This is a genomic window from Thioclava sp. JM3 (assembly GCF_002213185.1).
Classification (GTDB): Bacteria; Pseudomonadota; Alphaproteobacteria; order Rhodobacterales; family Rhodobacteraceae; genus Thioclava; species Thioclava nitratireducens.
In genome coordinates, this window is sequence record NZ_NBOB01000009.1 from 40685 (window position 1) to 50590 (window position 9906).

Annotated in this window: 13 protein-coding genes; 7 read left to right on the plus strand and 6 right to left on the minus strand. The window is 60.4% G+C overall.

The features are described from left to right. Nucleotides 1-6 precede the first annotated feature (6 nt). The 3 genes from B6V73_RS16285 to B6V73_RS16295 are packed head-to-tail and all read left to right on the plus strand — an operon-like array spanning nucleotide 7 to nucleotide 3421. The gene (locus B6V73_RS16285) at nucleotides 7-1242 is read left to right on the plus strand and encodes a diaminopropionate ammonia-lyase (protein WP_088725864.1); all 1236 of its coding nucleotides are present in this window, start codon (nucleotides 7-9) and stop codon (nucleotides 1240-1242) included. Then, nucleotides 1239-2510, plus strand: a complete 1272-nt coding sequence (locus B6V73_RS16290) for a Zn-dependent hydrolase (protein ID WP_088725775.1) — start codon at nucleotides 1239-1241, stop codon at nucleotides 2508-2510. Before B6V73_RS16285 ends, B6V73_RS16290 begins: the two co-directional genes overlap by 4 nt. After that, complete coding sequence (locus B6V73_RS16295; RefSeq protein WP_075777094.1) at nucleotides 2507-3421, plus strand: N-carbamoyl-D-amino-acid hydrolase; 915 nt, start codon at nucleotides 2507-2509, stop codon at nucleotides 3419-3421. Before B6V73_RS16290 ends, B6V73_RS16295 begins: the two co-directional genes overlap by 4 nt. Before the next feature lie 89 nt (nucleotides 3422-3510). Here B6V73_RS16295 and B6V73_RS16300 read toward each other — a convergent pair whose 3' ends face one another. Further along, the gene (locus tag B6V73_RS16300; RefSeq protein ID WP_088719294.1) at nucleotides 3511-3735 is read right to left on the minus strand and encodes a hypothetical protein; all 225 of its coding nucleotides are present in this window, start codon (nucleotides 3733-3735) and stop codon (nucleotides 3511-3513) included. Between the two features lie 298 nt (nucleotides 3736-4033). Here B6V73_RS16300 and B6V73_RS16305 point away from each other — a divergent pair, with 298 nt between their 5' ends. From B6V73_RS16305 to B6V73_RS16315, 3 genes are all read left to right on the plus strand, one after another. Further along, a complete protein-coding gene (locus tag B6V73_RS16305) occupies nucleotides 4034-4228 on the plus strand; it encodes a hypothetical protein (protein ID WP_088722125.1) in 195 nt (64 codons plus the stop codon). Nucleotides 4229-4235: 7 nt separating this feature from the next. After that, nucleotides 4236-4580, plus strand: a complete 345-nt coding sequence (locus B6V73_RS20525) for a hypothetical protein (protein ID WP_143597920.1) — start codon at nucleotides 4236-4238, stop codon at nucleotides 4578-4580. A gap of 407 nt (nucleotides 4581-4987) precedes the next feature. After that, nucleotides 4988-5278, plus strand: a complete 291-nt coding sequence (locus B6V73_RS16315; RefSeq protein ID WP_088725777.1) for a hypothetical protein — start codon at nucleotides 4988-4990, stop codon at nucleotides 5276-5278. Between the two features lie 255 nt (nucleotides 5279-5533). Here the strand turns inward: B6V73_RS16315 and B6V73_RS20530 are convergent, their stop codons facing one another. Then, nucleotides 5534-5860, minus strand: a complete 327-nt coding sequence (locus B6V73_RS20530) for a hypothetical protein (RefSeq protein WP_143597921.1) — start codon at nucleotides 5858-5860, stop codon at nucleotides 5534-5536. 161 nt (nucleotides 5861-6021) lie between these two features. Between B6V73_RS20530 and B6V73_RS16325 the strand changes: the two genes are divergently transcribed. After that, complete coding sequence (locus B6V73_RS16325; RefSeq protein WP_143597922.1) at nucleotides 6022-6231, plus strand: hypothetical protein; 210 nt, start codon at nucleotides 6022-6024, stop codon at nucleotides 6229-6231. A 115-nt stretch (nucleotides 6232-6346) separates the two neighbouring features. Here B6V73_RS16325 and B6V73_RS16330 read toward each other — a convergent pair whose 3' ends face one another. From B6V73_RS16330 to B6V73_RS20845, 4 genes are all read right to left on the minus strand, one after another. Next, complete coding sequence (locus tag B6V73_RS16330; RefSeq protein WP_088725780.1) at nucleotides 6347-7081, minus strand: metallophosphoesterase; 735 nt, start codon at nucleotides 7079-7081, stop codon at nucleotides 6347-6349. Between the two features lie 38 nt (nucleotides 7082-7119). After that, nucleotides 7120-7548, minus strand: a complete 429-nt coding sequence (locus tag B6V73_RS21165; protein ID WP_088725781.1) for a hypothetical protein — start codon at nucleotides 7546-7548, stop codon at nucleotides 7120-7122. Nucleotides 7549-9095: 1547 nt separating this feature from the next. Then, the gene (locus B6V73_RS16340; protein ID WP_088725782.1) at nucleotides 9096-9485 is read right to left on the minus strand and encodes an antitoxin Xre-like helix-turn-helix domain-containing protein; all 390 of its coding nucleotides are present in this window, start codon (nucleotides 9483-9485) and stop codon (nucleotides 9096-9098) included. Nucleotides 9486-9637: 152 nt separating this feature from the next. Next, nucleotides 9638-9796: a hypothetical protein gene (locus tag B6V73_RS20845; protein WP_168174917.1), complete on the minus strand. Its 159-nt coding sequence runs from the start codon at nucleotides 9794-9796 to the stop codon at nucleotides 9638-9640. Nucleotides 9797-9906 lie beyond the last annotated feature (110 nt).

The following is a 9906-nucleotide window of genomic DNA, read 5'->3' on the forward strand; positions in this document are numbered from 1 at the left end:
CCCATCATGATTTTCGAAAATGCCCTCGGAGAGGGGCAGTCCAACGAGCTCATTCTGAACCCGCATTACGACACCGCGAAAGGCTATGGGCCCAAGCAGGAGGCCGTTTTGAGCGATGCGGCCTTCGATCTGGCCAAGCGCACGATTTCTTCGTGGGATGGCTACGCGCCGACGCCCCTCGTCTCGCTGCCCGCAATGGCAGCCAAGGCGGGCGTGGCCGAGATCCAGTTCAAGGATGAGGGCGGGCGCTTTGGTCTGGGCAGCTTCAAGGCGCTTGGCGGCGCCTACGCCGTGCTGCGGCTTCTGGCCCGGGAGATCGCAAAGGCGAAGGACATACCCGAGCCCAGCGCCGAAGACATCGTCGCGGGCAAATATGCGGACATCGTCTCGCAACTGACCGTCTGCTGCGCGACCGACGGCAATCACGGCCGCTCGGTCGCATGGGGCGCGCAACGCTTCGGCTGCCGCTGTGTGATCTTCATTCACGCCACCGTCTCCGAGGGCCGCAAGGAGGCGATCGAAGCCTACGGCGCCGAGGTCCGCCGTTGCGCCGGCAATTACGACGACAGCGTCCGCGAGGCGCAGGACACCGCAACGCGCGAAGGTTGGTTCGTGGTCTCCGACACCTCCTATCCGGGCTATACCGAAATCCCGAAAGACGTGATGCAGGGCTACGAGCTCATGGCGGCGGAAGCGGCTGATACGCTTGGCCTCCCGCCCACCCATATCTTCATCCAGACCGGCGTCGGCGGGCTGGCGGCGGCGGTCGCGGCGCAGTTCGCGCGCCGCTATGGCCCGGGAGCCCCGCGGGTAATTCTCGCCGATCCCGACCAATCGGCCTGCTGGCTCGAGACGATCCGCGAAAGCAAACCCACTGCCGTCGAGGGAGATCTGGATACGCTGATGGCGGGTCTGGCCTGTGGCGAGGTCTCGCTGCTGGCCTGGGACGTGCTGGAGCCGCTGGCTTTCGCGGTGATGTCCGTGGCCGACCCGGATGCCGTTGCGGTGATGCGCGCGCTGGCCAACCCCGAGGGGGACGATCCGCCGGTGGCCGCCGGAGAATCCGCTGTGGCGGGGCTCGCCGCCTTCCTCGCAGCTGCCGCGAATGACGACGCGCGCAAGGCCCTCGGGATCGACGCGCATTCGCGCATCCTGTGCTTCGGCACGGAAGGCGACACCGACGCCGCGCTGTTCAAGACCCTCGTCGGTCGCAGCGCCGCTGAAGTGCGAGGCGCGGCATGAGTATCACCATCGACATTGAGCGCCTGATGGCGCGACTGGACCGGCTGGGGCAGATCGGCGCCCTGTCCGGAGGCGGCGTGAAGCGCCTCGCGCTCAGCCCTGAAGACGCCGAAGGCCGCGCCCTCGTAATGCGCTGGATGCGCGAGTTGGGTCTCGAGATCACCACGGACGTCATCGGCAATTGCTGGGGCATCCGCGCGGGCGAGGAAGACGGCCCGCCAGTCGTGATGGGCTCGCATATCGACACGGTCGCGACGGGCGGTCTCTATGACGGCAGCCTTGGCGTGTTGGCCGGGCTGGAGGTGATCGAGGCGCTCAATGTCGCTGGCGCGCGCACCCGCCGCCCCGTTGCGGTCGCGTTTTTCACCAATGAGGAAGGCGCGCGCTTCGCCCCGGACATGATGGGCTCGGGGGTGGCGCAAGGCGCGCTGCTGCTGGACGAGATGCTGGAGGTGGAAGGCATCGACGGGGTGCGCCTGCGCGATGCGCTCGCCGCCATTGATGCCGCAGGCCCCGCCCCGGTCGGCGCGCTGAAACCGCACAGCTATCTGGAACTGCATATCGAACAGGGCCCGGTGCTGGAAACCGAGGAGCTGGAGATCGGCGTCGTCACCGGCGTGCAGGGCATTTCCTGGACCGAGATCACCGTGACAGGCGCCTCGGCCCATGCGGGCACGACGCCGATGGCGCTGCGCCACGATGCGGGCGCCGTGATGGCAAGGATCGCAGTCGAGGCTCAGCAGATCGCTGCAGATCACGGGCCGCCACAGGTCGCGACCGTGGGTCGTATGCGCGTCTCGCCCGATCTGGTCAACGTGGTGCCGCAAGAGGCTGTGATGACCGTCGATCTGCGCCATACCGACGAGGCTACGCTGCAAAAGGCCGAGACCCGGCTTTGGCGCGCAGCGCAGGAGTTCGCACGCGCCGGGGGATGCGCGATCACCCGCCGAACGCTGGCCCGCTTCGAGCCGGTGGAGTTCGACCCGGCGCTGGTCGACCGTGTCGCAGCTGCCGCCGAAGCACGCGGGCTGCGCCATCGCCGTATGCCTTCAGGCGCAGGCCATGATGCGCAGATGTTCGCGCCCAATTGCCCCTCGGCCATGATCTTCGTGCCCTCAAAGGACGGGATCAGCCACAACATTCACGAATATACCGCCCCCTCGGACATCGCGGGCGGGGCACAGGTGCTGATGGATGTCGTCTGCCAGCAGGCGGAGCTTCAGGACGCGCCCGAATTTCAAACGATCGAGACAGGACAATTGCCATGACCCGCAAATTCATTGCCGCCGCCGCACAGCTTGGACCGATTGCGCGTGACGAGCCGCGTGCCTCTGCCGTGGCGCGAATGCAGAAGCTTTTGATCGAAGCCCATCGGCGCGGCGCGGAACTGGTCGTCTTCCCCGAACTGGCGCTGACCACCTTCTTCCCGCGCTGGCTGATCGAAGACGAGGCCGAGCTCGACAGCTTCTATGAAACCGAGATGCCGAACGCCGAGGTTCAACCACTGTTCGACACCGCCCGCGAACTCGGCGTCGGCTTCTATCTCGGCTATGCGGAGATCGCCTACGAGAACGGCCAGAAGCGCCGCTTCAACACCTCGATCATGGTCGACAAGAGCGGCCAGATCATTGGCAAATACCGCAAGATCCACCTGCCCGGCCATCCGGAATACGAAGACTGGCGCCCCTTCCAGCATCTGGAGAAACGCTATTTCGAACATGGCAATCTCGGCTTCGGGGTGTTCGACGGCTTCGGCGGCAAGCTGGGCATGTGCCTGTGCAACGACCGCCGCTGGCCCGAGACTTTCCGTGTGCTGGGCTTGCGCGGGGCGGAACTGGTGATGCTGGGCTACAATACGCCGGTGCATTATCCGCTCGCGCCCGAGCATGACCACCTGCAGGACTTCCACAACCACCTGTCTATGCAGGCAGGCGCTTATGCGAACGGGTGCTGGGTAATCGGCACGGCGAAAGCGGGGCGCGAAGAGGGCTGCGACCTGATCGGCGGCACATGCATCATCGCGCCCACCGGCGAGATCATCGCCAAGACCCAAGGGTTCGGCGATGAGCTGGCGATGGCGGAAATCGACCTCGACCGCTGCCGCGAGCTGCGCGAGAACGTCTTCAACTTCGCGCTTCACCGAGAGCCGGACGACTACCGCGACATCTGCGCAGGATAAGAAAGTGGTCGAGTGTCGGGACTACTGATCAGCGCAGCGGCGCATTCGAAGCGGCGGACTGTTTCGCATACGCCAAACTGCGCTCGCTTTCAGGTCGAGCCATTCGAAGGATCATCCCCCGCGTCGTCGGCTTCGTCCGCCTTTTCGCCGAAATAGGCATCGCCGGACAGAGGCTGCGAATTGAACCAACGGATGTCTTCCGCGCTCAGGCTCGCCACATCTTTGATATACCGGCGCTCACGCATCATAATCCAGAAGGCCGCCGCAGCGAACACGCCCATCAGGATCATTCCGGCTGTCACATTCCAGTCCATATCGTGCTCCCTAACCTTGAATTAGACCGAGGAGGGTAATCAAAGTCAAACGGGACCACGGTTATCGCTTTACCAGAAGCACCTTCAGGAGGCAGCGCAGGACGGCCGATCCTTGCCAAATTCCGCCGCAGCACCGAGGGCAGGTCACCTGCCGTATCGGCACGTCCGCGAGAACTGCTATAGCTGCTTACAAGGAGCGCGCCGTCGCGCAGCTCAAACGAGCGCAGTCAGCTTCCCTGATCAAACGAGACAAAGCCTACGCTTTCAGGCTATAATTGATTTCTACGGAGGACCGCCGATGGAAGATCTTTACAGGAAACGGCAAGAAGAAAAGGCGCGGAGCCGCGCGAAGGATGAAGAACGTCTGGCTAAGGGCGAGGTCGATCCTGTCGAGTTGCAGCGTCAGAATTTCGTGTTCAAGAAAGTCCGAGCCGACAAGATCGGCTTCGTAAAGAACCGCGAGCCGAAATCCGTCAAATTCCTGAGCCTTTGAGGCTGTTATGCCTATCGATCAGGAACTGGCTCGAGCGAGAACTCAACGCCCAAGACTCCTCGGCGAGTTGGAGAGATTGCTCCGAGCGCGCAATCCGGACCTCGATCTCTTCGTCTCGGCCCTCGCCCATTATGGCGAGCCTGGATTGGCCCAACTCCATCTCCATGGCGTCGAGGGCGACCGCGAACGTAGATCCCGGCTGTTGAAATATGCGACAGCTTGGCTTTTGGAGCGCGGCATATCGATCGAGCTTCAGGAGGGACGCGACGTCTATGACATTCGTCCATGGCGCGAGGCCCGTGGGGGCACAACTCAAGATATGGGATCTCTGGACGAGCTGGACGAGATCTGAAAGCGCTTGAAGCAAGACCGGCACGAAACACATCGCAGGCGACGCTAAGCGCTTTGGGCCTCGGTGCCGAGTTGGGCGACCCTCCAATGCCCTCTATAGCCTTTCTTCAAATGGGCCGCGACGATCTGAAAGCCGCTCTGTGGCCAGCTCTTCGGTGTGTCGACGAAGAGCAATTCCGCAATTCCGAAGCCAGCTTCTTCGAGATCCCGTAACCGCGCCTTCGTCGTCAGGTTCGTATGCGTGGCTACAGTGAAACTCGCGCCGGCGAAATTTTCTCTGCCTCCAAATAATCGAAAACCCGTTTTTTCATCCCCGCCACCTAAACTGAATGCATCGCCAGATCCGCCCCGGATCGCCCCACCCGTCCCCGCCGAGTCTTGCTTGTGCGGTCTCAGGAGATGCATGCCATGGCCCACCGTCCTTTTGCGCCAAATATGCGAACATCTCATCGCGCAACTGGGTTCACCAAGGCCGATGAAGAGCTTCTCGCGCGGCTCGTGAAAGCCCGACAGCACGTCGCCGAACTGATGCTGGAAAGACTAATTTATGCTCCGATTTTCGAGAGACTGGAGCGCGAAATCGCGGCCATCGAGGCGCGCCGGATCGAGGATCCACTGGCCCGCGCGAGGGCGATCCTGCGTGGACTGCCAAGTGACGCGACTTCCCCGTCAGAAGACGAAACCCCGGAGCCTTGGTAAGTCTGACCGGCGCCCCCGTCGAAGGGCAAGAATCCCGAATGCATCGGGCAGCTCAGCCATCATGCGAAAAACGAGAGGAAAAAATCAAAAAAAATTAACAAAAACAAACTCACCCCAAAATCTCGTTCATCCCTGTCTCATTAAAAAACAAAGAACCAAGTCGCTCAAGAAACAACAAATAGCTCAAAAATCCGAAACAAATATCGCGAGAACACGCCGCGATACCGGCGAGCATGCCCACGACACCCACACGGCTCAAATATCCGACCCCGAAAATTTCGATCCGCGCCGGCATACGACAGTCGCCGCGGACATCGAGCATAGACGTCGATAGCATGCGCCTCCAAAATAGTTGTTCCCGGCAACGGCGTCGCCCTCACCCGAGCTCAAGTTGAGATCAACGATTATGTTGATTGGTCTCGGCGCATGGATCAAAACGATCTGGAGAATATTCCGGCCTTCTGGGTGACGGGCTTCCTGTTCGTCATGATCGATCCCGCGCTTTGGGCGGCCACGGCTCTTCAGAAAGAACGGCTCGACCCGTGCCATCTGCTCGTCGCTCAGCCAGAAAAGATTGCTCACCGCACCCTCCTATAATTGGAGAGCGTGAATCACGCCGCCAGTGGCATCGCAAGCCGATCAATGGGTCGTGAGCCTAGGGACGGAAGGAGGCCGAAGGCCGGGCTGGTGATTTGACTGGGACGGAGCTCTCTGTTTTCATGATAGTGACAGAGGAGAGCAGGATGGAGACGACGGACCTCATCATCGTCATCACATTGAGCGCACTGAGCCTTACGAGCGCGTTGGCGGCATTCATTTTGCGCGTGACCCTGACGCCTCCTTCCGGTGTGACACAAGAAGACATCGATCTGTTCAATTCTTACAACTTTCCTGAACCGAGGGCCGTCTACGACGTGAACGTGAGCATCGAAAGCGATCGAAGCCGAGATTGAAAACGGCCGCTGCCAGGAACTCCACACTACCCCGAATCCGAACTCACCGCCTGCGTGCAGTGGGATACGCTCGAATCCGCGGCTTTGCCCCTCTCTCTGTGTCATTCAGGTCTTTTTATGGATACCCAACCGATACGTTCGCTACCCGCGTATTCCCGACCATGAATTCCATTTTATGATGCGTATGCCCGAAGAACCATACGTCCGGCTGATATTCTAAGATGAGATCCTTCAGGTCGCTCGCATAGCACCAGCTGAGCTTCTGGCCAGCCGGGAGCACATCGACGATCGGCGCGTGATGGGTAACCACCGCGGTTTCCCCCTCAAAACGCTCCGCCAGCTTTGAACGCAGCCATGAGAGATGCTCGCGGTGTTTCGCGATCGTATCAGCCGGCCGAGCCTTGCGGTATCCAGCTGACGCCACGCGGATGTAGCGGTAATCGTTCATCTTCGCCCGGGCATCCAGATCACGACTCTCGAGAGTTCCTTGTCCCTCTTGGAAGTCCGTCCAGAGCGTGCAGCAAAGGTATCGCCTGTTCCCGAGAATGATCTCTCGCCTTTGAGCGAAGTTTGCCCCAGCGTCGCACGCGATCTGCTCGAGGCGATCATCACCGTCGAGCGTGTGATTGTAGTAGTCGTGGTTTCCAGGCACGACATACACGCGCTCAAGATCGATGCGCCGCTCAATGACTTCGAGCGCCTGCTTCCATCTCACCTTCGGCTTGTTCGTAAGATCACCGGCAATGATCATCAGCCCAACGTCGCTAAAATCGAGACGCTCAAGGGCATCTCGACCCGCTTCGGCCCACATGTCCAAGTGAAGATCCGCCACGATTAGAGCTTTAGTCATTCTTTCTGCTCCCCGCTTGCCGCTGAAAATGGCAGCGATCACATCAACGAGTCGCGCCCGGTCGCGCGCAGCGTTTTAGCAAGACGCCCGATCTGCCGCAGGCTTGGCGGTCGCCCGGCATCGCACATCTCCTCGATGAAGGCGCCCACGCGTTCAAGCTCTTCCGGCTCGGCATCGCCTCCGGCCGCGCGCTTGAAGAACGCCACCAGGTGTTCCGGCCGGCTCGCATCGACACGAAACACCTGACACCGGTCTAGAAGCGGTTCGGGGATCTGGTGCTCGTAATTGGCGGTCAGGATCCAGTTCAAATGGCTCAGGTCGAAACGCGTTCGCAAAAACGGACAAACGAAGTGCCCTGCGCTCGACCGCTCGAGCACCTGCAGAAGCGACGTCGTCAACGATGTCGCAGCAACAGATGCCGAGCTGATCGTGCCACCGACTTTGCAGATCTCGTCCACAATGATCACCGGGTTCGCGACCGCGGTTTCCGTGACTCAGTTCAACCGGCACGCCTGATCGGGCAGTGGACCATCCTTGCTCCATTCCGCTGACCCGGAACCCGGCCCCGCCCGCGCCCACATCGATGATCTCTCGCGGCGCGCGTGCAAATTCAGCAACCAGCCGCGCGAAATGCGTCTTCCCGCACCCCGGCGGGCCGACAAGGATCATCGGATCGAAACGCAACCGGACGCCGCCAGCAGCAATATGCGCAAGTCCCTGGTTCATGATCGAAGTCGACACCTGGGCAAGCCATGGCGCCTCCTCATGCAAGGCAGCCGCGAGTTCATAAACGAAGTCCGGCGTATCTGGCCCCGCAAGTCGCGCCCCGCGCGCGTGCAAGGATCTAAGCTTCCTGATCGTCTCTTCGCTCGTGCCTTTGTCGACCTGGAATCCTGACGCCATCTTCTGATCGACGAGACGCTCGACAGCGCGACCGATCCGCTGATTTTCCGCCTTGATACGCTCACGCCCGTCCCGAGACAGATCGTCGAAAAGATCCGTGGACTCATCGTAAGTCTTGTCCTCCGGGAACAACCGACCACGCCGATTTACGAAGGCGGCATTGATTTTACTCGTGACAGTGGACCGAATAACGTTTGCTGAGACGGGTTTTTGAAAAAGAACAGGAACGCGCTTTTGCGCCATGGCTATCACCACCGTTTGAGAATGACCTGACTGAAATCTCGACACCGATCGCTGCCCGAATTCGGGCGCCGCTCACGATATCGAGCAGGTAATCTCCAACGTTGTGGTTTGCGTGTTCATGGTGAGACGGTAGTCCGGGATAGGGGAATGCGTCAAGCGCGCCAAATCCGGAGAGGTCAAACCTGTCGTGAACGGGGCTCGGATGGCGGACGATTTGGGGGGCGTGGAGGCATGACCTCCTTGCCTCAAAATTAGCAAAGAAAGCGTCCACGATACACGGGGCTATTCAGTGCGAACCTGTCCGCTCATCAACTCGCCCAGAGCATCTCGGATGTCGATGCCGCAAAACGCGCCATCGGTCCCGTCTTCTCGTTCTTTTCCGAAGTCCCGCCGGATCTTCAGAACTCCTTCGTGAGCGAGATGGGTATCTCTCCTCAGAAGGTTTACCAGGTTGCCACGCACTTGCAGAGTTCCTGCCCGTTTCCGCTGGCGCTTGCTCAGTAAACGTCTGGATGAGCACAGCTTTGCCAAATCGATGGCAGAACTCTTCGACGAAACCGCTACGCACCTGAGATCGACCAACATAGCGGTTACAGACCAACCCACAGGGCGTCGAAAACGGCGGAACAGGCCCGAGCGCCTCCAGAGATGATGGAAATGCCCTCTTCAGGACCTCATGCGCCTTATTGCTATAAGTATTTGAACTTAATGCATTTGTTGCGCCCAGAGCAAAACCTGCGACCGCAGAGACAACAAAACGTTTGCCTTCAATAACTTAGACCCACGAACCCTGCGCGAACGGATTAACCTGCTCCAGTCATGGCAGGCCTGGATCGAGGCCGTGACGATGGCCCAGAATTGTGGGTTCTCATGCGCCTTCCAACAGGCCGTCGAGGTAGGTCCGGATCGCGAGGATCTGCGGCAACCCACCCTCAATGGCTGTCACGACCGGACGGCGCCCACCAAACAAGTGACCCGTATTCGGCTGCGTGAACCAGCTTCTCGCGAGCGGCTCTGAAAAATAGAGCTCGAGCGCCTCATAGATGCCCACCACCGCGCTCAGGCGCAGGAGTTGGTCCCGCGTAAGCTCGCCCGCGAAATCACGCGCCTTCGCACGCGTCCAATCACTTTCGGCCATATCCGCGAGGCCGGCGGCCTCTTTCTCGCTGAGACCCCAAATTTTGACGATGCGTGCAAAGGCTTTGAGCGCGACGGCGGCGATCTGGGCTGGATCTTGGGGTTTGCCGTTCATCTGCATTTTGGGCTCGCTTGGTCACTAGGAGGACGAGCATAGAGCACCGCGCCAACGTCCCAAAGCATCTATTTGAGAGCTTCTCCCGAGATAAGCGATGCGGGTTGTAGGGGGGCCCCCTTGGTGGGCCGAGGGTATCTTGCGGAAAGCAGCCAGGATCACCACGTTCCCGGGCCGTCAAACTCCTCATCGCGCACCGGCTGCTGCGCACCAACGCCGGTCTCCACGGCTTGCACCAGAAGATCCATCACACCACGGATCATCCGGTCTTCGTCGCTCTCACCAAGCTTAGCGAGACAGAGGCGCATATCCTCCATCACGATCTCGCCGCTTGAGCTCTATGCCCGCCCCCTTCATGCAAGCGGGCAATCGTCACCGCCTATGGGTGCTCGAGCAAGGATATCCCGTCGCCTGACTGAATATTATC

Coding starts and splice junctions, on each gene's coding strand:
- B6V73_RS16285 (WP_088725864.1), top strand. CDS start 7: ATGATTTTCGAAAATGCCCTCGGAGAGGGGCAGTCCAACGAGCTCATT.
- B6V73_RS16290 (WP_088725775.1), top strand. CDS start 1,239: ATGAGTATCACCATCGACATTGAGCGCCTGATGGCGCGACTGGACCGG.
- B6V73_RS16295 (WP_075777094.1), top strand. CDS start 2,507: ATGACCCGCAAATTCATTGCCGCCGCCGCACAGCTTGGACCGATTGCG.
- B6V73_RS16300 (WP_088719294.1), bottom strand. CDS start 3,735: ATGGACTGGAATGTGACAGCCGGAATGATCCTGATGGGCGTGTTCGCT.
- B6V73_RS16305 (WP_088722125.1), top strand. CDS start 4,034: ATGGAAGATCTTTACAGGAAACGGCAAGAAGAAAAGGCGCGGAGCCGC.
- B6V73_RS20525 (WP_143597920.1), top strand. CDS start 4,236: ATGCCTATCGATCAGGAACTGGCTCGAGCGAGAACTCAACGCCCAAGA.
- B6V73_RS16315 (WP_088725777.1), top strand. CDS start 4,988: ATGGCCCACCGTCCTTTTGCGCCAAATATGCGAACATCTCATCGCGCA.
- B6V73_RS16325 (WP_143597922.1), top strand. CDS start 6,022: ATGGAGACGACGGACCTCATCATCGTCATCACATTGAGCGCACTGAGC.
- B6V73_RS16330 (WP_088725780.1), bottom strand. CDS start 7,081: ATGACTAAAGCTCTAATCGTGGCGGATCTTCACTTGGACATGTGGGCC.
- B6V73_RS16340 (WP_088725782.1), bottom strand. CDS start 9,485: ATGCAGATGAACGGCAAACCCCAAGATCCAGCCCAGATCGCCGCCGTC.
- B6V73_RS20845 (WP_168174917.1), bottom strand. CDS start 9,796: ATGGAGGATATGCGCCTCTGTCTCGCTAAGCTTGGTGAGAGCGACGAA.